Below are 24540 nucleotides of genomic sequence, written 5' to 3'. Positions count from 1 at the left end.
CGAAAAACGAGCAAGGCAACAAGCAACAATGAATGTCGCTGTTCGCGGTCACACCGCTACCAAGCAAGCTTCCGAACATTTCGACGTGCTGATCGTCGGCGCCGGCATCTCCGGCATCGGCAGCGCCTATCATCTCACCAAGCAGCTTCCGGGCACGAGCTTCGTCATTCTGGAGACGCAGGCGAGCTTCGGCGGCACCTGGATCACACATCGCTATCCCGGCATCCGTTCGGATAGCGATCTCCACACCTTCGGCTATCGCTTCAAGCCCTGGGTCGGACCGCCGATCGCGACCGCCGAAGAGATCCTCGCCTACATGAACGAGGTGATCGAAGAGAACGATCTCGCGAAGCACATTTGCTACAAGCACAAGATCAGTTCCGCGAGCTGGTCGAGCGAGCAAAATCTCTGGACCATCGAGGCGGTCACGACCGACACCGGCGAGCCGAAGACCTTCACCGCGAACTTCCTCTGGATGTGCCAGGGCTATTACCGGCATTCGGAGGGTTACACGCCGGAATGGAAGGGGATGGACCGGTTCAAGGGCCGCATCGTCCATCCGCAGACATGGCCCGACGACGTCGATCTCACGGGCAAGAAGGTGATCGTGATCGGCTCCGGCGCGACCGCGGCAACACTCGTTCCGAACATCGCGGACAAGTGCGCGCATGTCACGATGCTGCAGCGCTCGCCGACCTATTTCCGGCTCGGTCGCAACGCCATCGAGATTGCGGAGGAGCTGCGCAGGCTTCAAGTCGACGAGGAGTGGATTCATGAGATCGTCCGGCGCAAGATCCTGTTCGAGCAGGATGCATTCACCAAGCTTTGCGTCTCCAAGCCGGAGCAGGTGAAGAAGGAGCTGATCGGTCAAATCAGCGCGGTCCTCGGCCCCGACTACGACGTCGAGACCCATTTCACGCCAAAGTACCGGCCGTGGCGGCAGCGCATCGCCTTCGTGCCGGATGCCGATCTGTTCAAGGGGATTGCCAGCGGCAAGGCCTCGGTCGTTACCGACGAGATCGAGTGCTTCGTCGAGAACGGCATCCAGCTCAAATCCGGCAAGCTGCTCGAAGCCGACGTCATCGTCACCGCGACCGGCTTCAACCTCGCCGCCCTGGGCGACATCGCCTTCGAGATCGACGGCAAGCCGCTCGCCTTCGGCGACACCGTCACCTATCGCGGCATGATGTTCACGGGCGTGCCGAACATGGTCTGGGTGTTCGGCTATTTCCGCGCGAGCTGGACGCTGCGCGTCGACCTGGTCGCCGATTTCGTCTGTCGGCTGCTCAGCCATATGAAGGGCAAGGGCGCAAAGAAGGTCGAGGTGAGATTGCGCCCCGAAGACCACAACATGCCGATCCTGCCCTGGATCGATCCGGAAAACTTCAACCCCGGATACATGATACGCAATATGGACCTGTTGCCGAAGCGCGGCGACAAGCCAGAATGGCAGCACAGTCAGGACTACTGGACCGAGAAGGACGAGATTCCGAAGACGGACCTGGACGATGCGGCGTTTGTGTATGGGTGAGGAGATTGCGGGAGCAACGGCAACGCCACAATCGTAAAGCCGTATAGGCGCGCCGGGCATCGGCGGTCACAGACGCACGTCACACGATCGGCCATGAATGTAAGCGGCCTTCCATCGGGCGTGCCGCGGCTAAGTGGAAGGGTCTGGCTTGGTGGCCAACGAGCGAGCCAGTTGCTCGCGCCGGAGCGTCACGGCAACTCGCCGGGCATTCTGGCCGAGATTAGTCTTAGTCGGAGCAGCCGCGGCGACCTTCCTTCAGGAAGGATAACGAAGAGATCACCGCTTCTGCTGCTCAGGCTTGCGCGGCGGTCGCGGCGCCACGGGCGTTCCCGCCATCTTGCTGGCGGTCTCGCTGACGTCGAGCAGCGAACGGCGGATGTCCTCGAGGTAGCTTGCCGACTTCTTCTTCATGGTGTCGGCCAGCTCGTGCAGTCCCTGTATCTTCTCGAACAGCTCGTCGGCCTTGCCGTCGACGAAGCCGGGCACCACGCCCTCGATCTTCGTGACCGCCTTGTCGAAGCCCGCGAAGGCGCTGTCGACCTTCGCCATGACGGAGTCGATCTCGCCGCCCTTGCCCCTGAGATCGGCGGTGTAGTTCTCGAATGTGCGCAGGCCCTCCTTGATCGCAGGGGCGTTGCTCACGATCGTACGGTCGACGCTGTGCAGGGCATCGACGATGGACTCGGCGTCACTGAGATCGGCGGTCAGTATGGGAATGCCGTCCACGTCCAGGGGCACCGGCGGCGCGGAGGGGGCACCCCCGATCAGCGAGATCGCGGCAACGCCCGTGAGACCCTGGAACTCGATGCCTGCGACGGTGTCCTTGCGGATCGGTGCGGTGTTGTCGAGCATCACCAGCGCCACGATCCTGCCGGGACTGTCCAGCTTGATCGACAGGATCTGGCCCGCAGGCACACCGTCGAAATTGACCGGCCCGCCGCGACGCAGTCCGCTGGCGGAGCCGCCTTCGAACACCACGCGCAACTGGCTGCGACTTTGGATGGTGCGCCATTTCTGCACGCCGAGCAGGCCGCCGAACGCCACGGCGATCGCCGCCAGCGTCGCCGTTCCGATCACGAGATTGCTCGCGCGTGCCATGCAGGGACGATTTTACGGCCAAAGCGGAGAAGTTGGAAGCAGCCCGGATGCACTTTGGCCGCATGTTACGTAGGGCAGGTTAGCGAAGCGTAACCCGCTCCACCTCATCTCAATGCCCGGCCGCGCGCTTTGCCGCAGCGTTGTTCAGGACGATCAGGGCATCGACGGCCACGCCCGTCTTGGTGTTGATCAGGAACGGGTTGATGTCGATCGAGGCGATTCGGTCGCCGGCGTCTGCGATCAGGTTGGATAGGCCGACGAGCGCCTTCACTGCGGAGGTCTCGTGCAGCGTCGGCCTGCCGCGATAACCGCGCATCTTGCTTCCGGCCTTGGTGCGACCGATCAGGAGCCGCGCCTCGGCCTCGTCCAGCGGCGCGCCGGCGAGTGCGACGTCCTTCATCAGCTCAATGTCGATGCCGCCAGTGCCGAACAGCACGACCGGCCCCATCTCGGCATCGAGCGAGGCGCCGACAACCAGTTCGAGTTCGGCCCTGACCTGCTGCGCGATCAGGATGCCGTCGAGCTTGGGCTTGCCCTTCAGCTTCTTCACCCGAGCCGTGATGTCGGCGAACGCCTTTTTCACCTCGGCGGCACTGTTGAGGTTCAGCACCACGCCACCGATGTCGGATTTGTGCAGGATCTCGGCGCTAACGACTTTAGCGACAACCGGGAAACCGATCTGCTTGGCGATCTTCACGGCTTCTGCCGCCGTCTGCGCAATTGCCTCCTTCGAGATCGGGATGCCGTATGCTTTCAGGAGCTTCTTGGAGGCAACCTCATCGAGCGCGGCGCCGCTCGCCGATTTCAGCATCTTCTCGAGCACGGCACGTGCGGCCGGCTTCGAGCGTGAGACGATGTCCGGCACTTCCTTGCGCAGCTTTGCGTAATCGAGCAGCGACTTGATCGCGGTCACCGCGCGGTCCATGCCCTGCATCACCGCCAGATGCGGCAGCGATTTGCGCAGCGCCTTGGTGAATTCGGTGAAGCCGATCGACATCGCGCTGATATAGATCACGGGCTTTGCGGCCCTGCTCGCCATCTCATTGACGATGCGAAGATTGCGCTCGCGCAGCTCGTGCGGCGCCTTCGGCAGCTCAGCGTCGATGATGACGACGTCGATATCGGGATCGTCGATCATCAGCTTAATCGACCTCATGTAGACGGAGGGATCGACCACGGCGGCAAACCCTGCATCGAGTGGATTGCCGACGATCGAGCCCGGGCCGAGCATCTTTGCCAGCTCCGAGCTGACATGGGGGCTCAGCGGCGCGAAATTCAAGCCCACGGCATAGAAAGCGTCGATCAACATACCGCGCTTGCCGCCGGACAAGGTGACAGCGGCGAGCCGGTCGCCTCTGGGCGCCACGGCGTGGACGAAGCACTCGGTGGTCTCGATCAACTCGTCGAGCCCACCGACCCGAATCACGCCTTCGCGGGTTGCAATGGCATCGAATGTCTCGATCGATCCGGCGAGTGCACCGGTATGCGCCATCGCCGCAGCGCGGCCACCCTCCGACGCGCCGAGCTTGAGCGCGATCACGGGCTTGCTCGCGGCGCGCGCCGCCTTGCAGGCGTCGCGGAACGCCTTGGTATTGCGCACGCCTTCGAGATAGACGACGATCACCTTGATGCTCGGGTCCTCGGCGAAATAGCGCATCAGATCCGGCGTCTCGAGCCCGGCCTCATTGCCGGTCGTCACCATGTAGCCGACGCCGACACCCCGGTCCTCCAGCGCCTGGCGGATCGCCATGACGATGGCGCCGGATTGTCCGGCGATCGCCACCGGCCCCTGCTCCATGGTGACGATACGATCGTCGATATTGGTGAAGAGCTTTTCGCCGGCACTCAAATTGCCGAGACAGTTTGGTCCCGTGACCGCAAGTCCCGTCTCGCGTACGGCTGCTTGCAATTCGGCGGCAAGCTTCTGACTCTCGTCGTCCTGCAACTCGCTGAAGCCTGAGGTGACGATGGTGGCCGAACGCGCGCCGGCCGCGGCGGCATCGCGGATCACCTGCACCGCAGAGCGTGCCGGCACCAGCACCAGGACGTGATCGGGCTGCTCGGGAAGACTGGCAAAGTCCTTGTAACAGGGGACATCCCAGATGGTGTCGCGCCTGGCGTTGACCGGATAGAGCCCGCCCTCGTAGCCGTACTTGACCAGATTGTTCCAGATGCGCTCGGCATAGTTGCCGGGCTTGTCGGTCGCGCCCACCAGCACGATGTTGCGCGGGTGCAGCATGGCATGGATGCCCTTGACCACGTCGCTGGCGTCGGGTGGGGGAGACCATCGACGGAGACAAACCGACGCAGCGGGCACCTGAGCTTCCATGGCGTGACCTCATCTGTTCTTGTTCTTGGTGGCGCGTCACGCTTTTCTATGGCGAGTTCGCCGCAGTGGCAACCATCAGAAAGGTATGCCGTATGACGGAATGGCAATCCGTCGCGGCATCGAACGGCCAACATGTGGTACCACGCTTTGAATGCATTCGCGCGAAAGATAGCGGCCCTTTCGGCCGCTATCTTGCTTGGGCATGTTGAGCTGATGCGGATTAGCCGCCCGTTTCCGCGCTGATGATATCCCCGAACAATTCCCACTGACCAGCCTTGAAGCGGATCATCTTGAGCTGCTCGATCGGCGCGAAATCGTTGGGGCCTGTGTTGACCTTGATACCCGGGATCAGCGTGTCCGGCGCAAAGCCCTTCAGGCTGGCAGCCTGCTTCATCACGTTCTCCCGGGTCAGCTCGTCCCCGCACTGCTTCAGCGTCTGGACCAGGGTCTGCGCGGCGGCGTAGCCGTAGACGAGATTGGTATCGGAGACGTTGGCGCCCGGCATGTACTTGTCGATAAAGGCCATGAACTTCTTCATGCCCTCGTCGTCCTTCCATTGCGGGTCGGACGCGTCCTTCAAATAGGTCGCAGACAGCACGCCTTCCGAAGCATCGAGGCCGGCGGGCTTCATCACCGCGCCGATCGAGATCGACACGTCCGTCATCACATGCATCGGTTTCCATTCAAGCTCGGCGATCTTCTTGATCGCCTGCGCTGCGAATTTCGGCGTCGAGATATTGACGAGGACATTGGCGCCGGTGCCCTTCAGCTTGACGATGTGGGAATCGATCGACGGCTCGGTGGTCTCGTAGCTCTCCTCCGCCACGATCAGCGAAGAGGCTTTCTCGCCGAAGATCTCCTTGATGCCGGCGACGTAGTCTTTGCCGAAATCGTCATTGGCATAGAAGATCGCGACCTTGGCATCTGGCTTCGCCTGCAAGATGTACTTAGCGAAGATCCGGGCCTCGACCCGGTAGCTCGGCTGAAAGCCCATGGTCCAGGGAAAACCCTTCGGGTCGTTCCATTTGCTGGCGCCCGTTGCAAGGAAGAGCTGCGGCACCTTCTTGGCGTTGTGATATTTCTGCACGGCGGTCTGGGTCGGGGTGCCCAGCGCGTTGAAGACCAGGAACACCTCATCGCTCTCGATCAGCTTGCGGACCTGTTCGACGGTCTTGGGCGGCGAGTAGCCGTCATCATAGGAGATCCAGTTGATCTTGCGGCCGTTGATGCCGCCCTGGTCGTTGATCATCTTGAAATAGGCTTCCTCGGTTTTGCCGATGACGCCGTAGGCGGAGGCCGGACCGGAATAGGCTTCGACATTGCCGATCTTGATCTCGGTGTCGCTGGCACCGGTGTCGTATTTCTTTTGCGCGTGGGCGCCATGTAGGGAGAGCAATGTCAGTGCCGCTGCCGCGGCGAACAGAGCGAGTTTCTTGTTTTTCATGAACAATTTCCTTGGGGTTTCTTGTGGGTTGAGCAGGCACTTCGAAAAGAAAAAAGCGCCCGCGAGGGGCGCTTCGGTCAGGCACTGGCGACTTTGTTGTCGACTTCGGAAGCCACCGAAAACTCCTTGCGCAAGGTCGGCTTGTGGATCTTGCCGGTGGCGTTGCGCGGCAGCGCATCGACGAAGCGGATCTGGCGCGGGCATTTGAAGCGCGCGAGGTTGGCCGCGCAATGTGCGAGAACCTCGGCCTCGGTCAGCTTCTGGCCCGGCTTGACCGCAACGATGGCAAGGCCCACTTCGCCCCATTGCGGATCGGGAATCCCGATCACTGCGGCCTCCGCGATGGCGTTGAGCTGATGCAGGACGTTCTCGACCTCGGCCGGATAGACGTTCTCGCCGCCGGAAATGTACATGTCCTTCCAGCGGTCGACGATGTAGTAGAAACCTTCCTCATCGACGCGTGTGGCATCGCCCGTATGCAGCCAGCCGTCCGTAAACGACGTCTTGTTTGCTTCCGGCCTGTTCCAGTAACCGGGCGTGACGTTCGGCCCCTTGACCCAGAGTTCGCCGAGCTCGCCGACATCGGCATCGCTGCCGTCGGGTCGCACGATCCGGACCTCGGTGTGCAGCACCGGCTTGCCAGCGGAGCCGGCCTTGCGCGCAGCATCCTCGCGGTCGAGCACCAGCACGGCCGGCGATGTCTCGGTCATGCCATAGCCCTGCTGAAGCGCGACGCCGCGCGCTTCCCATACTTTCAGCAGCGCCACCGGCATCGGCGCGCCGCCGACACCGCCGACGATCAGCCGGCTGAGATCGATGGCCGCGAAGGCGGGGTGTTGAGCCATGAACTGGTAGATCGCCGGCACGCCGAAGAAGACGTTGATGCCCTGCGCGGGATCATTGATGAGAGCGAGCGCAGTGCCGGGATCGAAGGCGCGCGTGATCATCACGGTGCCGCCGGCATGCAGCACCGGATTGGTGTAGCAATTGAGACCACCGGTGTGGAACAGCGGCAGCACGGTGAGCAGCACCGAGGACGGTCCGATGCAGGCCGGGCCGCCGAGATTGACGCAATTCCAGAAAGTCATGCCATGGGTGATGGTCGCGCCCTTCGGATGTCCCGTCGTGCCCGACGTGTACATGATGGTCGAGACGTCATCGAGCGTGACTTCTTCGCCGCGGTCGAGCGGTTTGGCGGCGGCGATGCCAGCTTCATAGGACCCGCCGGGGCCGAGCAGCAGGCGGGTCGCGACACCGCAGAGCTTGGCCACGCTCAGCGCCGTCTCGGCCAGGTCGGCGTCGTGGATCATCACCTTCGGCGCGCAGTCGCCCGTGATGAACTGGAGCTCGGGAACGGTGAGGCGGGTATTCAGCGGCACGAAGATGGCGCCGAGCCGCCCGCAGGCGAACTGCACCTCAAGCGTATCGGTGGTGTTCAGCGCCAGCACCGCGACGCGGTCACCGCGCGAGACGTTGAGCGTGTCGCGCAGGAATGAGGCGAGGCGCGAGACACGGGCATCGAGCTGCGAATAGGTGAAGCGGCGCTCACTCGCGAGATCGATGACCGCCACCTTGGCGGGCGTGCGCCGGCCATGATGAGCGATCCAGTCGTAGTAACGAACGGCCAAAAATCCCTCCCTCGGCGCTCTTGCGCCGCTATGTTATTTATTGCCATGCACCAGGCCCGGCGTGGCCTTGCTGGGCCAGCCGGAGTTGTGTGCACCATATTTTTGATCCGGAGTTGGCCTGCGAGGAGCGAAAATCGTCTTGCGTCAAGTTGCTGGCGCTTGAAGAGGACCGGCCCTCTCCGGCCAGCCACTTGGCGCAAGTGAAACCAACAAAGTTCCGGCCATGCTGGCCGAGGCGAATCCGTACGAGGCGAGAGGTGCCATGAAGAGCCCGTTCTACACTGCGGAGCATGACGCCTTTCGCGATGTCATGCGCCGCTTCGTCGAGAAGGAGATCACGCCCTTCGCCCATGAATGGGACGAAGCCGGCGAATTCCCGCGCGCGCTCTATCGCAAGGCGGCCGAGATCGGGCTGTTGGGGCTCGGATTCCCCGAGGAATATGGCGGGATCGCCGCCGACCAGTTCATGAAGATCGTGGCGAGCCAGGAGCTCGCGCAGGCTGGTGCCGGCGGTGTCAGTGCCAGCCTGATGAGCCACACCATCGGCTCGCCGCCGATCGCCCGCGCGGCGCGCCCCGAGATCAGGGCGCGTGTGCTGCCGCAAATCCTCGCTGGCGAGAAGATTTCAGCGCTCGCCATCACCGAGCCGGGCGGCGGCTCCGATGTCGCGAACCTGCGCACCCGGGCGCGGCGCGACGGCGATCACTACGTTGTGAGCGGGGAGAAGACCTTCATCACCTCAGGGATGCGTGCGGATTATCTGACCGTTGCGGTGCGTACCGGTGGCGAGGGCGCCGGCGGCGTCAGCCTGCTGCTGATCGAGGGCAACAGGCCCGGCCTATCGCGCACGAAGCTGCAGAAGATGGGCTGGTGGGCTTCCGACACCGCGACGTTGCATTTCGACGAATGCCGCGTGCCCGCCGAAAATCTGATCGGCGAGGAAGGTCAGGGCTTCAAGATCATCATGCAGAACTTCAACAGCGAACGCATGGGCATGGCCGCGAGCTGCACCGCCTTCGCCCGGGTCTGCCTGGATGAGGCGATTGCCTATGCCAAGGAGCGCAAGACCTTCGGCAAGCCGCTCGCCCAGCATCAGGTGATTCGCCACAAGATCGTCGACATGGCGCAGAAGGTCGCCGCCTCCCAGGCGATGCTGGAGATGCTGGCTTGGCGGCTCGAGCAGGGCGAAAGCCCGGTCGCCGAAATCTGCATGATGAAGAATCAGGCGACGCAAACCATGGCCTTCTGCGCTTCGGAAGCGGTGCAGATTTTCGGCGGCGCCGGCTTCATGCGCGGCATCAAGGCCGAGCGCATCTACCGCGAGGTCAAGGTCAATGCCATTGGCGGCGGCACCGAGGAGATCATGAAGGATCTGGCATCGAGGCAGATGGGGTTGTGATTGAGGCTGTCATTCCGGGGCGCAGAGTGCAGCGAAGCGAGCCCGGATTCCATCGGGCGCCGAATACCAGAGGGGAATGGATTCCGGCCTCATCGCTCCGCGATGTCCCGGAATGACGAAGGGAAAGACATGCTGTTCACTGCCGACCACGACGACATCCGCCGGTCCTTGCAGAAATTCATCGCCAATGAGATCAACCCTCATGTCGATGAATGGGAGAAGGCCGACATCTTTCCGGCGCATGAGCTGTTCAAGAAGATGGGCAGCCTCGGCTTTCTCGGATTGAACAAGCCCGTGGAGTTCGGCGGCTCAGGTCTCGATTACTCCTATGCGCTGATGATGGCAGAGGAGCTCGGGGCCATCACTTGCGGCGGCGTCCCGATGGCGATCGGCGTGCAGACCGACATGGCGACGCCGGCGCTGGCGCGGTTCGGCTCGGACGAGGTGCGGCGCGAGTTTCTGGCGCCGTCGATTTCGGGGGACTATGTCGCCTGCATCGGCGTCTCCGAGCCCGGCGCAGGATCGGACGTCGCCTCGATCAAGACCAATGCACGCTCGGATGGCGATGATTACGTCATCAATGGCGGCAAGATGTGGATTACCAACGGCACGCAAGCCGATTGGATCTGCCTGCTGGCCAATACGGGCGAGGGGCCCGTCCATCGCAACAAGTCGCTGATCTGCGTGCCCATGAAGAGCAAGGGCGTCACAATCGCGCGAAAACTCGACAAAATGGGCATGCGCTCGTCAGACACCGCGCAGATTTTCTTCGACGATGTCCGCGTGCCCAAGCGCAACCGGATCGGTGAGGAGGGCAAAGGCTTCACCTACCAAATGATCCAGTTTCAGGAGGAGCGGCTCTGGGGCGCGGCGGCCTGCCTGAAGGCGCATGAATACATCATCGATCAGACCATCGAATACACTCGCAACCGCAAGGCGTTCGGCAAGTCGATCCTCGACAATCAGGTCGTGCACTTCAAGCTCGCGGAGATGCAGACCGAGGTCGAGCTGCTGCGCGCGTTGATCTATCGGGCCGCCGAGCAGCTGGTCGCCGGCGAGGACGTCACCAGGCTCGCCACGATGGCCAAGCTGAAGGCCGGGCGACTCGGCCGTGAGCTCACCGATGCCTGCTTGCAATATTGGGGCGGAATGGGCTTTACCAACGAGACGCCGGTCAGCCGCGCCTATCGCGACAGCCGTCTGACCTCGATCGGCGGCGGTGCCGACGAGGTCATGCTGATGGTCCTCTGCAAGATGATGGGCACGTTGCCCGGCAGTAAAGGAAATGCGTCATGATCACGCTCTACCACTGCGAGGCCGCGCGCTCGTTCCGCCCGCTCTGGATGCTGGAGGAGATGGGGCTGCCCTATGAATTGAAGATGCTGCCGTTCCCGCCGCGGGTGTTCGCGAAGGATTATCTCGGCGTCAATCCGCTCGGCACGATCCCCTTCCTGATCGACGGCGAGACGCGGATGACCGAATCCTCCGGCATCTGCCACTATCTCGGCATGAAATATGGTCCGACGCCGCTGATGGTCGGCCCCGAAGATTCCGCCTATGGCGCGTTCCTGAATTGGATGTATTTCAGCGATGCCACGCTGACCTTCCCGCAAACGCTGGTGCTCCGATACACCCAGCTCGAGCCGGAGGAGCGCCGCAATCCGCAGGTCGCCGGAGATTATGCGAAATGGTTCCTGGGGCGCTTGCGCGCCGTTGAGGCAGCCACCGCAAATGCCGAAACCTTGTGCGCCGGCCGCTTCACAGCCGCTGACATTGTCATTGGTTATGCGCTCCGCCTTGCCGACAATATTGGGCTGGCCAGGGATTTCGGGCCAAATGTCGCAGCCTATTGGGCGCGCCTGCAGCAACGCGACGGCTTCAAGCGCGTAGTTGCTGCGGAACAGAGGGCAGGCGTCGAGCAGAACGTCGCACCGCGGGTGCGGGCGTAAGCTTCAGCCCGTCATTCCGTGGCGGTGCGCAGCATCGAGCTACGGCGCATCGTTGCGCATCTGACAATCTCGAGGTTCCGGGTTGGTCCTGCGGACGGCCCCGGAATGACCGGCTGTGTCTTTTGACAGCGCTATCCTATCGTGACAGCGCCCAAATTTCCGCTAAGGTGACCTCCGTCCGCAGCGGCCAGAGAGCCGCGCGAGGAGGACCCCAATGGAAGATACAGGTCGCGAATCCGACCATTTGATGCTGATCACGCCGGAACGGGTGTTCTATGCCGGCCTACTCGGCCGCCCCCGCAAGCGGACCCCGGGCTGCTGCCATGTCTATGTCGCGGTGAAGGGCAGCCTGCATCTGACCATCGATGACGTCCACACGTCCGACGAATTGATCGTGACCCTGCCCAACCAGCGGCACACCATCGCCAGCGATTATCGCAGCGTGATCAGCGTGACGTTGGAGCCGGAGAGCATGCCGGATGGCGTGATCGAGGCCTTGGCCGAGCGGCTGCGGGGACCGGACAAGACTGCCTATGCCCGGAAGATCCTCGCCGCCTACGCGCTACTTCGCCAGCGCCGCTACGGCGACATCACCACCGCCGAGTTCGACGAGATGTGTTTTGGCGAGGCGCTGCCGCGCCGCCTGCTCGATCCGCGCGTGATGCGCGCGGTCGCGCGCATCGAGCGCTTCTCCGGCGAGCCGGTCACGGCCGATACTTGCGCAGCCGAAGCGGGATTGTCCGCCTCGCGCTTCCTGCACCTGTTCAAGGAAGAGACCGGCATCTCGTTCCGGTCCTTCCGCGCCTGGAAGCGTGCGCGGCATCTCTTGCACTACGCCAACCAGGACCTCAACCTCGCCCATCTCGCGCAGGACATCGGCTATCCCGATTCCACCCACTTCAGCCACTCGATACGCCGCTTCTACGGCCTGAAGCCGCGCGCGATCTTCGTCGGCTCACGCGATCTTGCGATCTATCGCAGCACCGAGACGGTGCGGATGGCCGAGGCGAGTTAGCACCCCTCTCGTAGGGTGGGAAGGCGCAACGCGCCGTGCCCACCACTGTCCCGGATCGCGATGGAAGAGGTGGGCACGCTTCGTTTTGCCACCCTACGAAGCTCGTCGTTTTCCAGCTTCTCCGCGCAAGAAGCCGCATGCCGCGCGTCACATGATCGCAAGCGTTGAATTCTCAACGTGCGAGACATCCAAGTCATGAGCGTCAAGGCATGAGCGACAAGGCCGTCATCACCTGCGCGCTGAACGGCGTGCTGACCGACCCGAAGCAGCACAACGTGCCTGTGACGCCCGAAGAGATGGCGCGCGAGGCCAAGGCTGCGTTCGACGCCGGCGCGTCCATCATGCACATTCATCTGCGCCAGCAGGCGCCGAACAAGGGCCACTTGCCGTCCTGGGAGGTGAGCGTCAGCAAGGAGATCCAGCAAGCGATTCGCGAGGCCTGCCCCGGCGTGATCATCAACCACACCTCGGGCGTGTCAGGGCCGAACTACTCAGGCGCGCTCGATTGCATTCGTGAGACGAAGCCGGAGATCGCGGCCTGCAACGCCGGCTCGCTGAACTATCTGAAGGTCAAGGCCGACAACAGCTGGGCCTGGCCGCCGATGATGTTCGACAACGCGGTCGAGAAGGTGAAGGACTATCTCGATGTCATGAACGCGGTCGGCACCATCCCCGAGTTCGAATGCTTCGACGTCGGCATCGTCCGCTGCGTCGGCATGTACCACCAGGTTGGCATGTACAAGGGGCCGCTCGAATATAACTTCGTGATGGGCGTCGCCTCAGGCATGCCGTCTGATCCCGAGCTGTTGCCGATCCTGCTCAAGCTGAAGCGGCCCGAAGCGCATTGGCAGGTCACGGCCATCGGCCGCGAGGAGATCTGGCCGCTGCACCAGCGTTGCGCTGAGCTCGGCGGCCATCTACGCACCGGTCTCGAAGACACCTTTTATCTCGCTGACGGCAAGAAGGTGACGTCGAACGGTCAGCTGATCGAAGCCGTCGCTGCCTGTGCCCGGCGTGCCGGCCGCGAGATCGCAAGCCCCGCCGAGGCGCGGAAGATCTTTGGGACGAAGCGCTGAACGTCGGTCCGGGGCGCGCGAAGCGCGAACCATGGTGCCCGATTGCGCATCTGAGAACCTCGAGATTCCGGGTTCGATGCTTCGCATCGCCCCGGAATGACGGAGTAAACTGTGTCCATTCTCGAAAACACCATTTCCCCCGGTAGCGCAGCCTACCACGCCAACCGCCACGGCATGCTTGCGCTGATCGACCGCATGCGCGCGCTGGAAGAGCGTACGCGGGCGGCGTCGGCGGCAGCGAAAGATCGCTTCCACAAGCGCGGCCAGCTTCTGCCGCGCGAGCGCGTGGCGCTGGTACTCGATCCCGGCGCGCCGTTCATCGAGCTGTCGACGCTCGCCGGCTACAGGTTCGACGTGCCGGATCCGGACAAGAGCGTGCCCGGCGGAGGCGTCATTGCCGGGATCGGCTTTGTCTCGGGCGTCCGCTGCATGGTCAGTGCCAACGACGCCGGCATCGATGCCGGTGCGCTGCAACCTTACGGACTCGACAAGACGCTGCGGGTGCAGGAACTCGCGCTGGAGAACAAGCTGCCTTACGTCCAGCTCGTCGAAAGCGCCGGCGCCAATCTGTTGCGCTACCGCGTCGAGGATTTCGTGCGCGGCGGCAACATCTTTCGCAATCTCGCGCGGCTCTCGGCAGCGGGATTGCCCGTCGTCACCGTGACGCACGGCTCGTCCACCGCCGGCGGTGCCTATCAGACCGGCCTCTCCGACTACATCGTCATGGTCCGCGGTCGCACCCGCGCCTTTCTCGCCGGGCCGCCGCTATTGAAAGCCGCGACGGGCGAGATCGCGACCGAAGAGGAGCTTGGCGGCGCCGAGATGCACACGCAGGTGTCCGGCCTCGGTGACTATCTCGCCGAGGACGATCGCGACGCACTTCGCATCGCACGCGAAATCATGGCGGCGCTGCAATGGGACCGGCCGGGCAAAGCGGCTCTGCAGTTCAAGCCACCGCGCTACGACCAGGACGAGCTCCTCGGCATCATGCCGATGGACCACAAGCGCTCCGTGGACATGAAACAGGTGATCGCGCGCATCGTCGATGATTCCGATTTCACCGAGATGGCGCCGAATTATGGTCCGGCCACGGTCTGCGGCCATGCCCGCATCGAGGGTCAGGCCATCGGCATCATCACCAACAACGGTCCGCTCGATCCCGCCGGCGCCAACAAAGCGACGCATTTCATCCAAGCCTGCTGCCAGACTAGCACGCCGCTGCTCTATCTGAACAACACCACCGGCTACATGGTCGGCAAGGCTTACGAAGAGGCCGGCATGATCAAGCACGGCTCGAAGATGATCCAGGCCGTGACCTCGGCGACGGTGCCGCAGATCACCCTCTATTGTGGCGCCTCGTTCGGCGCCGGTAATTACGGCATGTGCGGCCGCGGTTTCCATCCGCGCTTCTGCTTCTCCTGGCCGAATGCCAAGACCGCCGTGATGGGCGGCGAGCAGGCTGCAGAAACCATGGCGATCGTGACCGAAGCGGCTGCCGCACGCCGCGGCAGACCGGTCGAGAAGGACAAGCTCGAGGCCATGAAGGCTGAGATCATCGGCGTGTTCGACGGTCAGATGGACGTGTTCTCGACCAGCGCGCGCGTCCTCGACGACGGCGTGATCGATCCGCGCGACACCCGCGCGGTGCTCTCCGAAGTGTTGGCCATCTGTGGCGAGGGTGATGCACGCACACCCCAGCGCATGCAATTCTCCGTGGCCCGCCCATGAGGAACGGATCAGTGCAGCACCGGCCGTTCTTCAAGGTCCTGATTGCCAACCGCGGCGAGATCGCGCTGCGCGTGATGCGCAGCGCGCGGCACCTCGGCCTTGGCGTCGTCGCGGTCTATTCGGATGCCGATAGCGACGCCCTCCATGTGCGCCAAGCCGATCAAGCCGTGCGCATCGGCGAGGCGCTGCCGGCGCAATCCTATCTCAACATCCCCGCGATCATCGCCGCCGCCAAGGCGAGCGGCGCGGACGCTGTCCATCCCGGTTACGGCTTCCTCGCCGAGAACGAGGCGTTTGCGCGCGCTTGCAAGGATGCCGGCCTCGTCTTCATCGGCCCGTCGCCGCAGGCGATCGAGGCGATGGGCAACAAGGCGGGCGCCAAGGACATCATGAAGAAGGCCGGCGTGCCCGTCGTGCCCGGCTATCAGGGGGCAGACCAGAGCGACGAGGTGATGCTGTCGGAAGCCACAAGGATCGGCTTTCCCGTGATGATCAAGGCGGTCGCCGGCGGCGGCGGACGTGGCATGCGGCTCGTGACCGATGCAGCATCCTTTCCCGATGCGCTGCGCAGCGCGCGATCGGAGGCCAAGGCGGCGTTCGGCGATCCCACGGTCATCCTCGAACGGGCCATCCAGAACCCCCGCCATATCGAAATCCAGGTGTTCGGCGACAGCCACGGCAACGCCATCCATCTCGGCGAGCGCGATTGCTCGGTGCAGCGGCGGCACCAAAAGCTGATAGAGGAGGCGCCGTCGCCCGCCGTGACGCCGGAGCTGCGCGCGAAAATGGGCGAGGTCGCCGTCGCTGCCGTGAAGGCGCTGCGCTACGAGGGCGCCGGCACGTTGGAATTTTTGCTCGATCAAAGCGGCGAGTTCTACTTCATGGAGATGAACACGCGGCTCCAGGTCGAGCATCCCGTGACCGAGGCGATCACCGGGTTCGATCTCGTCGAGCTGCAGCTGCGCGTTGCGCGCGGCGAGCCGTTGCCGGTGAAGCAGCAGGATATCCGCTTCGAAGGCCACGCCATCGAGGTGCGGCTGTGCTCGGAAGATGCCGCACACGATTTCATGCCGCAGTCTGGCCGCATGGCGCGCTGGCAGGTGCCGGAAGGTATCCGCGTCGAGCATGCGCTGCAATCAGGCACGGAGATCCCGCCGTTCTACGATTCCATGATCGCCAAGATGATCAGCCATGGCACGACGCGCGAGGAGGCGAGGGGCCGGTTGATCGTCGCCCTCGAGCAGCTCACGGCATTCGGCGTGACCACCAATCAGGCGTTCCTGATGTCCTGCCTGCGTCATCCTGGCTTTGCCCGGGGCGGGGCCACCACCGCCTTCATCGGCTCGCACCGCGATGAACTGTTTGCGCCACGGACGGCCGCCGCATTTGATACGGCGCTGGCCGGGCTGCTGCTCTACGTCACGAACCCGTGCGCGCCGTCATGGCGAACTGGACGGAGCCTTGCGGCAACGTTTCCGCTGCCGGCAAAAGTCGAGATCTCAGGCCAAACGCATGAGCTCGAAATCACGCGGGAGCGCGACGGGCGCTACGCCGTCGCAACGAATGGTCGGCAAGACCGATTCGAAATCGACCAGCTCGATCCCGACGCCATCCGCTTCCGCCACGACGGCGTGATTGACAGCGCCAAATTCCTGCGCGATGGCGACCGGCTCTACGTCCAGCGCCGCGGCATCCCTCTCGCGGTCGTCGATCTTACCCTGGCCGCGCCGAAGGCTGCCGCGAGCAATGGCGGTGACGGCAAGGTCCGCGCAGCCCTGAATGGCCGCGTCGTCGCCGTCCTCGTCAAGCCGGGCGATCGCGTCACCGCGGATCAGCCGGTGCTTATGCTGGAAGCGATGAAGATGGAGCACGTTCACAAGGCCGGCATCGACGGCGTCGTCGCAGCGATCGATGTCGCCGAGGGCGAGCAGGTGACAACTGGGAAGATCATGGCTGAGATCGGGCCGGGATAGCGGCGGCAAACTAACTTAACGCCCATGGGCCTTCACCGGGACGACGCTAGAGAGGCCGCCCCGTCCCGTCATTGAGCAAGCACGCGACCTGGTGCCCGCCGGCGGCATCCACCAGTGCCGGCCGTTCCACTCTGCACCGCTCCATCGCAAACCGGCAGCGCGTGTGAAACGCGCACCCCGAGGGCGGATTGACCGGGCTCGGCACATCGCCATCGACCAGCGGCGCAAGTTTCTTCGCAAGCGGATTAGGGACCGGCACCGAGGCGAGCAGCGCCTGCGTGTACGGATGGCGCGGATTGCGGAACAGCTCGTCCTTGTCGGCAATCTCGACGATTCGCCCGAGATACATCACTGCGACGCGGTGGCTGATATGCGCGACCACGGCGAGATCGTGCGCGATGAAGAGATAGGAGAAGCCGTGCTGCCGCTGTAGATCGATCAAGAGATTGATCACTTGCGCCTGGATCGAGACGTCGAGCGCGGAGACCGGCTCGTCGCAGACGATCAGCCGCGGCTCCAGTGCCAGCGCTCGCGCGATGCAGATGCGCTGACGCTGGCCGCCGGAGAATTGATGCGGGAAGTTGCGCATCTGGTCTGGCCGCAAGCCGACTTGTTCAAAGAGCTTGGCGACGCGCCCCTCCAGCGCCTTGCCAGTGGCGAGTCTATGCACGGCCAGCGGCTCGCCGACGATGTCGCCCGCGGTCATGCGCGGATTGAGCGAGGCAAAGGGGTCCTGAAACACGATCTGCATCGAGCGGCGGTGCGGCCGCAGCGCCGTCTTCGAGAGATGGGTGATGTCCTCGCCCTCGAGACGAATTTGCCCTGAGGTCGGCTCGACCAGCCGCAGCACGCTCCGCGCCACCGTGGACTTGCCGCAGCCGGATTCGCCGACGAGGCCGAGCGTCTCGCCGGTGCCAAGTGAAAACGACACGCCGTCGACCGCATGAACCGTGCCGACCTGCCGGCGCAGCACGCCGGCGCGGACCGGATAGTGCTTTTTGAGGTCGGTGACTTCGAGCAGCGCTTCGGTCATGCCACCTCCGCCACTTCCGCCGCGCGCCAGCACGCCGCGAGATGGCCGCCGCCCCAGTCCGCCAGCGGCGGATACTCGGCCTCGCAACGCTTGATCGCGAGCGGGCACCGTGGCGCGAAGGCGCAGCCTTTCGGCAGCCGCGCCAGCGACGGCACGGTGCCGGGAATTTCGTTCAGCCGCGGCGGCGCGGCGACGCCGGACGCCGGCACGGCTGGAATCGAAGCCATCAGCCCACGCGTATAGGGGTGCTTTGGCGACGCAAACAGCGCTTCGACGCCGGCTTCCTCGACCTTGCGGCCCGCATACATCACGATCACGCGCTGCGCGGTTTGCGCGACGACGCCGAGATCGTGCGTGATCAGCACCAGCCCGGTGCCGAGCTCCTTCTGAAGGTCGAGAATCAGCGCCAAAATCTGCGCCTGGATGGTGACGTCGAGTGCGGTGGTCGGCTCGTCCGCGATCAGCAGCGCGGGCCGGCACGCCAGCGCCATCGCGATCATCGCGCGCTGGCGCATGCCGCCGGAGAGCTGGTGCGGATATTCCCGTGCGCGCCGCGCCGGCTCGGGGATGCGCACCAGCCGCAGCATCTCGACTGCGATATTCCCGGCCTCCTTGGCCGACAAGTTCCGGTGCAGCCGCACCGCCTCGGCGATCTGGTCGCCGATCCGCATCACCGGATTGAGCGATGTCATCGGCTCCTGGAAGATCATGGAGATGCGGTTGCCCCTCTTGGCACGCATCTCCGCTTCATCCAGCGCTAGCAGATCGGTGCCTTCGAGCGTGACTGAGCCGCCGACAATGCGGCCCGGCGGATCTGGCACCAGCCGCATCAGTGACAGCGCCGTAACGCTCTTGCCGCAACCGGATTCGCCGACGATCGCCAGCGTGTCGCCGCGCCGCACTGTGAATGAGACGTCGTCAACCGCCTTGAAGAGGCCCGAATTGGTGAAGAACACCGTCTTCAGGTTCTTCACGTCGAGCACGACATCGAATTTGTCAGCCATCAGCCGCGCTGCCGGGGATCGAGGATGTCGCGGAGGGCGTCGCCGAACAGATTGGCGCCGAACACCGCGAGGCTGATGGCGATGCCCGGGAAGATCACCAGCCACGGCGCAGTGCGGACATATTCGGCAGCGGATTCCGAGAGCATACGCCCCCACGACGGATAAGGTTCGGGAATGCCGAGGCCGAGGAAGGACAGCGAAGCCTCGGTCAGGATGGTCGAGCCGAGCTGGGCGGTCGCCAGCACGATCAGCGGCGCCAGCGTGTTCGGCAGCACGTGGCGCAGCGCGATCCGCATCTCGCTCATACCGATCGATTTTGCCGCTTCCACGAAGGGCTGTTCGCGCAGTGCCAGCGTGTTGGCGCGGATGACGCGCGCGACCGTCGGGATCAGCGGAATGGCGATGGCGAGGATGACGTTCGGCAGTGACGGACCCAGCGCCGCCGTCATCACCAGCGCCAGCACCAGAAGCGGCAGCGCCTGGAGAACATCGGAGACGCGCTGGAACACGAGATCGACCCAGCCGGAGAGATAGCCGGAGGTAAGGCCAACGATCACGCCGATCGAGCCGCCGAGTGCCGTGGAGCCAAGCCCGACCGCCAGCGATATCCGCGCGCCGTGGATGATGCGGCTGAACACGTCGCGGCCGAAGGAATCGGTGCCCATCCAGTGCGCAAGGCTCGGGCGCGCCAGCGCTCGGGCGGAATCGACCGTCAGCGGATCGTAGCGCGCGATGAAATCGGCGAAGATCGCAGTCAACACGAACACCGTCATGATGACGAGCCCCGCCGCGCCCAACACGTGCCGCTGCGTCATGAACAGCACGCGCCGCCAGCCACCGGTCGCATGTGCGCCGGCGCGCCTTAATTCGAGATCATAGTCGATCGCGGTCAAGCTGATCTCCTAGTCCGTATACCTGATCCGCGGGTCGAACACCGCGTAAAGCATGTCGACGGTGAAATTCGCGAACACGACCACGACCGCAATGAACATCACGAGGTTCTGCACGATCGGGTAATCGCGCCAGCGGATCGCCTCGACCAGGAAGCGGGCGACGCCGGGGATGTTGAACACGGTTTCGGTGACGATCAGGCCGCCGATCAGGAACGCGGCCTCGATGCCGATCACGGTGATGACGGGCAGGATCGCGTTCTTCAGCGCGTGGTGATAGTTCACGGCAGCATCGGATGCGCCCTTGGCGCGGGCGGTGCGGATATAATCCTGCCGCAGCACCTCCAGCATCGAGGAGCGGGTGATGCGCATGGTCAGCGCGGCGCTGCGGAAGCCGACGGCGGCCGCGGGCACGGCATAGGTGGCAAACGCTTCGAGCCAGGTCTGCGGATTTGGATTGAAGATCGGCATCTGCCCGAACATCGCCACCGACGCGGTCAGGATCAAAAGGCCAAGCCAGAACGAGGGCAGCGACAATCCGCTGAGGCTGACGACACGCAGGGCATAGTCGAGTTTTGTGCCCTGCTTCACGGCGCTGATGACGCCGAGCGGGATGCCGATGGACGCCGAGAACAACAGCGCAAGGCCGGCAAGCCGCGCCGTGATAGGAATCCGCGGCAGGATCTCCTGCAGCGCCGGCTTCTCCGAGACGTAGGAATAACCAAAGTCGCCGCGCAGAAGACCGCCGATCCAGTGCCAATATTGCACGATCAGCGGTTGGTCGATGCCGAGCTCCTTCTCCAGATTGGCCTTGTCGGCGGGATCGACGTAGCCGGCCGCGGCGAACAGAATGTCGACGATGTTGCCGGGGACGATGCGCAGCAGGAAGAAGATGACGATCGAGATCCCGAACAGGGTCACGAGCATCAGGAAAAGGCGCCGCACCAGATAGGCAAACATGCACCGCCTCCTGTCGAACCCGTCAGCCGCCCGCGCTACTTGTCGATCCAGACGTCCTCGTAGCGAAAGCCGTTATAGGAGCTGTTCGACATGATCGTGATCCCCTTGACATAGGGCTGCCAGCAGGTGCCGGCCCGCGCATGGAAGATGATCGGCCGGGCGACGTCCTCCTGCAGCTTCTTGTCGATGTCCCAGACCAGTTGCTTGCGCTTGCCTATTTCGATCTCTTGAGACTGCACGTCGAACAGCTTCTCGATCTCCTTGTTGCAGTAATTGGTGTAGTTCCGCTCCGAACCACAGGAGTAGTTTTCGTAGAAAGACTGATCGGGATCGTCGACGGAATTGCCGGTCAAGTTCAGGCCGAGCATGTAATCCTTGCGTGCAACCTTCGGGAACCAGTTCGCCGTCTCCACGACGTCGAGCTCGCCGTCGATATAGATGCTCTTGAGCTGGTCGATCAGGATCACCGCGGGATCGCGATATTCCGCGAGATTGCGTGTCGAGACCTTCACCGCGAGGTGCTTGTCGGGGCCGTAGCCCGCCTTCTGCATCAACTTCTTGGCCTCCTCCCGGCTCGCGTTCACGTTCGGGCCATAGCCTGGAATGGTCTCCAGCTTGTCCTTGGGCATGCCCCAGATGCCCTGCGGCGGCGGGAGCATGGTGCCGCCGATATCGGCCTGGCCTTCGAACAGGATGTCGACGAAGGCTTTGCGGTCGAGCGCCATCGCCATCGCCCGGCGAATATCGATGTTGTCGAATGGCGGGGACGCCGAATTGACGATGATGTTGGTCGCAACGTTGGTCGGCTCGACGGCGCAGATCGCGGTCGGCGCCTGCGACTTGATGTCTTTGAGGAGCGGGATGGTAATGTGCGTCGGGAAGGTCATGTCGAACTTGCCGGCGACGAAGGCGAGGATGGCAGTCGAGCGGTTGGTGATGATCGTGTACTCGATGCCGTCGAGATAGGGCAGGCCCTTCTTCCAGTAGTCAGGGTTTCGCGTCAGCTTGATCGATTCATTGGCCTTGAACTCGACGAATTTGAACGGGCCGGTTCCGACCGGATGGGTGCGCATGTCGGCCGGCGAGACGTGACAGGGATAGATCGGCGTATAACCGGATGCGAGCATCGCCAGCAGCGACGGCTGTGGCCGCTTGAGGTCGAATGAGACCTCGAAATCGCCGTTCGGCGTGACGTCGTTGACCTCGTTGTACCAGGCCTTGCGCGGATTCTGCCGCAGCTTCTGCTGCGACTTGCCCATCAGGAGATCGAAGGTGCATTTGACGTCGGCCGACGTGAACGGCTTGCCGTCGTGCCACTTCACGCCCTGACGCAGCTTGAACGTCAGCTTTTTGTTGTCGCCGCTCCAGGACCAGCTCTCGGCGAGCTCTGGCCTGATGGTTTCAGGGCTGTTCTGCGCGATGTGCTGATCATAGATGACCAGATTGTTGAATACCCCCATGAACGGCACGTTGATCGAATAGGTCGCGCCCTCGAGGATGGACGCATTGGCCGGGCTATCGCGATGATACATCCGCAGAATACCGCCCTGCTTGGGCTCGCCGGCAAGCGCAATGGTCGAAAACGCCAGCAAAGATAGCGCCGCCGTCGCGGCGAGCGCCCGCACGGTCCGCATCCTCGTCCTCCCTGGACATCGGCCTTTGGCCTTTTGGCCTGTTTGAGGGGACGATAACGATGGGCGTGAAGAGAGGCAACCGGCAAGGCCGTCCACGCTCTCGACAATTCGGATGACGGATGCCGCGGCGCTGTTCTCTCATGAAGTCAGAGTGCAGTGCGAAGGGACGGTTCCTTTACCCTGGGGCAGCCAACAACCGCCGGTGTTGTCCCGGACAAGCGCGCCGAAGCGCGCGCCGGGTTTGCGACCTCGTCGCGCCCTGGGACAACAACGGAGTTTGTGGCTGCGCCTCACACGATACGCGACGCCTTGTTCCCCCAGTACCTATCCCGCAGCAGCCGCTTGTAGAGTTTCCCCGTCGGCAGCCGCGGCAATTCCTTTTCGAAATCGACCGAGCGCGGCACCTTCTGCCGCGATAGCGATTTTGCGCAGAACGCGATCAGCTCTTCCGCGAGCGCCGGGCCCGGCACCACGCCCGGCATCGGCTGCACCACCGCCTTCACCTCTTCGCCGAGATCGGCATTGGGCACGCCGAACACCGCGGCGTCGGCGACTTTCGGATGGGTGATCAGCAGATTCTCGCATTCCTGCGGGTAGATGTTCACGCCACCGGAGATGATCATGAAAGTCGCGCGATCGGTGAGGTAGAGGAAGCGGTCCTTGTCGACATAGCCAACGTCGCCGACCGTGCTCATGCTGCCGTCGGCAGAGCGCGCCTCCCGGGTCTTTTCGGGATCGTTGAAATATTCGAACGGCGAGGCCGTCTTGAACCAGATCTGCCCAGGCGTGCCGGTCGGGCACTCCCTCATGTTCTCGTCGAGAATGTGGAGGTCGCCGAGCAGCACCTTGCCAACCGTGCCGCGATGGGCGAGCCACTCCTCGCTGTTGCAGGCGGTGAAGCCGAGTCCTTCGGTGGCGCCGTAATATTCGTGGATAATCGGTCCCCACCATTTGATCATGTCGTCCTTGACCAGGGCCGGGCAGGGCGCCGCGGCATGGATCGCGATCTCCAGCGAGGATAGGTCATAGCGGGTGCGTACTTCCTCCGGCAGTTTCAGCATGCGCGAGAACATCGTCGGCACCAGCTGGGTGTGGGTGATGCCCCATCGTTCGACGAGCTGGAGGTAACGTTCCGGATCGAAACTCTCCATGATGACGACGGTCCCGCCCATGCGGATCGTGAGGTTCACGGCAGCTTGCGGCGCGGAGTGATACAGCGGTGCCGGCGATAGATAGACCATGCCCTCGCGGTAGTGCCAAAGTTTCGCCAGGAAATCGAATAGCGGCAGATTGTGCTTTGGCGGCTCCTCCGGCAGCGGTCGCAGGATGCCCTTGGGCCGTCCGGTCGTGCCCGACGAATACAGCATGGCGGTGCCGAGCCGCTCATCCGCGATCGGCGTTGTCGGCAGACCGGCGGTCACGTCGGCGAGGCCGACGATGCGCTCGCTCTCGCCAGGACCGTCGGCGACGACGCAGAGCCTGACGTCGGGGCAAGCCTGTATGGCTTCGCGCGCGATGTCGAGCTTCGCCATTGACGTGATCAGGATCTTGGACTGGCTGTTGACGAGGAGATAGGCGAGCTCGCCCGGCGTCAGGAAGGAGTTGATGCAGGTGTAGTAGAGGCCAGAGCGCTCGCCCGCGGCGCAGGCTTCGAGATAGCGCGAATTGTTCTCCATGAAGATCGAATAATGATCGAGCCGCTTCAGGCCGTGCCTACGAAACAGATGCGCGAGGCGGTTACTGCGCGCCTCCAGCTCGCGATAGGTGACAGTCTCGTCCGTCGCCGCCATGATGAAGGCAGGCTGAAGCGGGCGTAGGCGGGCATGCTGACCTGGATACATCAGTCCTC

General features: G+C 63.5%; 18 protein-coding genes. 8 read left to right on the top strand and 10 right to left on the bottom strand.

Translation table 11 applies throughout. The features are described from left to right. Positions 1–28: 28 nt before the first annotated feature. Positions 29–1531 carry an NAD(P)/FAD-dependent oxidoreductase gene (locus IVB12_RS27040; RefSeq protein WP_247303645.1) on the top strand — a complete coding sequence of 501 codons (1503 nt, stop codon included), beginning with the start codon at positions 29–31 and terminating at the stop codon, positions 1529–1531. Between the two features lie 276 nt (positions 1532–1807). On the opposite strand, the gene IVB12_RS27035 is transcribed toward IVB12_RS27040, so the two are convergent. The 4 genes from IVB12_RS27035 to IVB12_RS27020 form a co-directional block, all read right to left on the bottom strand. Continuing rightward, the gene (locus IVB12_RS27035) at positions 1808–2629 is read right to left on the bottom strand and encodes an MlaD family protein (protein WP_247303644.1); all 822 of its coding nucleotides are present in this window, start codon (positions 2627–2629) and stop codon (positions 1808–1810) included. 109 nt (positions 2630–2738) lie between these two features. Beyond that, a complete protein-coding gene (locus IVB12_RS27030) occupies positions 2739–4958 on the bottom strand; it encodes an acetate--CoA ligase family protein (protein ID WP_247303643.1) in 2220 nt (739 codons plus the stop codon). A gap of 220 nt (positions 4959–5178) precedes the next feature. Then, a complete protein-coding gene (locus IVB12_RS27025; RefSeq protein ID WP_247303642.1) occupies positions 5179–6402 on the bottom strand; it encodes an ABC transporter substrate-binding protein in 1224 nt (407 codons plus the stop codon). 77 nt (positions 6403–6479) lie between these two features. Then, on the bottom strand, positions 6480–8030 hold the full coding sequence (locus IVB12_RS27020) for a long-chain fatty acid--CoA ligase (protein WP_247303641.1): 1551 nt from the start codon (positions 8028–8030) through the stop codon (positions 6480–6482). 262 nt (positions 8031–8292) lie between these two features. On the opposite strand from IVB12_RS27020, the gene IVB12_RS27015 reads away from it, so the two are divergent. The 7 genes from IVB12_RS27015 to IVB12_RS26985 all read left to right on the top strand — a co-directional run bounded on the left by IVB12_RS27015 (position 8293) and on the right by IVB12_RS26985 (position 17170). After that, positions 8293–9429 carry an acyl-CoA dehydrogenase family protein gene (locus IVB12_RS27015; RefSeq protein ID WP_247303640.1) on the top strand — a complete coding sequence of 379 codons (1137 nt, stop codon included), beginning with the start codon at positions 8293–8295 and terminating at the stop codon, positions 9427–9429. Positions 9430–9558: 129 nt separating this feature from the next. Beyond that, positions 9559–10725 (top strand): acyl-CoA dehydrogenase family protein, encoded by a 1167-nt coding sequence (locus IVB12_RS27010; protein ID WP_247303639.1) that lies wholly within the window; start codon positions 9559–9561, stop codon positions 10723–10725. Then, positions 10722–11378 (top strand): glutathione S-transferase family protein, encoded by a 657-nt coding sequence (locus IVB12_RS27005; RefSeq protein ID WP_247303638.1) that lies wholly within the window; start codon positions 10722–10724, stop codon positions 11376–11378. The genes IVB12_RS27010 and IVB12_RS27005 overlap by 4 nt, the downstream gene beginning before the upstream one ends. A gap of 214 nt (positions 11379–11592) precedes the next feature. Then, positions 11593–12393 carry an AraC family transcriptional regulator gene (locus IVB12_RS27000; RefSeq protein WP_247303636.1) on the top strand — a complete coding sequence of 267 codons (801 nt, stop codon included), beginning with the start codon at positions 11593–11595 and terminating at the stop codon, positions 12391–12393. Positions 12394–12602: 209 nt separating this feature from the next. Beyond that, positions 12603–13469: a 3-keto-5-aminohexanoate cleavage protein gene (locus IVB12_RS26995; RefSeq protein ID WP_247303635.1), complete on the top strand. Its 867-nt coding sequence runs from the start codon at positions 12603–12605 to the stop codon at positions 13467–13469. Positions 13470–13580: 111 nt separating this feature from the next. After that, positions 13581–15197, top strand: coding sequence for an acyl-CoA carboxylase subunit beta (locus tag IVB12_RS26990; protein WP_247303633.1), 1617 nt, complete (start codon positions 13581–13583; stop codon positions 15195–15197). Further along, entirely contained in the window at positions 15194–17170 is a 1977-nt protein-coding gene (locus IVB12_RS26985; protein ID WP_247303631.1) for an acetyl-CoA carboxylase biotin carboxylase subunit, read from the top strand. The genes IVB12_RS26990 and IVB12_RS26985 overlap by 4 nt, the downstream gene beginning before the upstream one ends. Positions 17171–17216: 46 nt before the next feature. Here the strand turns inward: IVB12_RS26985 and IVB12_RS26980 are convergent, their stop codons facing one another. The 6 genes from IVB12_RS26980 to IVB12_RS26955 all read right to left on the bottom strand — a co-directional run bounded on the left by IVB12_RS26980 (position 17217) and on the right by IVB12_RS26955 (position 24532). Further along, a complete protein-coding gene (locus IVB12_RS26980; RefSeq protein ID WP_247303628.1) occupies positions 17217–18203 on the bottom strand; it encodes a dipeptide ABC transporter ATP-binding protein in 987 nt (328 codons plus the stop codon). Then, entirely contained in the window at positions 18200–19207 is a 1008-nt protein-coding gene (locus IVB12_RS26975) for an ABC transporter ATP-binding protein (protein WP_247303626.1), read from the bottom strand. The genes IVB12_RS26980 and IVB12_RS26975 overlap by 4 nt, the downstream gene beginning before the upstream one ends. Beyond that, the gene (locus IVB12_RS26970; RefSeq protein ID WP_247303624.1) at positions 19207–20100 is read right to left on the bottom strand and encodes an ABC transporter permease; all 894 of its coding nucleotides are present in this window, start codon (positions 20098–20100) and stop codon (positions 19207–19209) included. Before IVB12_RS26970 ends, IVB12_RS26975 begins: the two co-directional genes overlap by 1 nt. Positions 20101–20109: 9 nt before the next feature. Next, entirely contained in the window at positions 20110–21057 is a 948-nt protein-coding gene (locus IVB12_RS26965; protein ID WP_247303622.1) for an ABC transporter permease, read from the bottom strand. 35 nt (positions 21058–21092) lie between these two features. Beyond that, the gene (locus IVB12_RS26960; protein ID WP_247303619.1) at positions 21093–22691 is read right to left on the bottom strand and encodes an ABC transporter substrate-binding protein; all 1599 of its coding nucleotides are present in this window, start codon (positions 22689–22691) and stop codon (positions 21093–21095) included. Positions 22692–22981: 290 nt separating this feature from the next. Continuing rightward, on the bottom strand, positions 22982–24532 hold the full coding sequence (locus IVB12_RS26955; RefSeq protein WP_247303617.1) for an AMP-binding protein: 1551 nt from the start codon (positions 24530–24532) through the stop codon (positions 22982–22984). Between the last annotated feature and the right edge of the window lie 8 nt (positions 24533–24540).

The organism is Bradyrhizobium sp. 179 (assembly GCF_023073535.1).
Taxonomy (GTDB): domain Bacteria; phylum Pseudomonadota; class Alphaproteobacteria; order Rhizobiales; family Xanthobacteraceae; genus Bradyrhizobium.
Note: the sequence above shows the minus strand (reverse complement) of the source record. Positions and strands in the feature narration are given on the sequence as shown.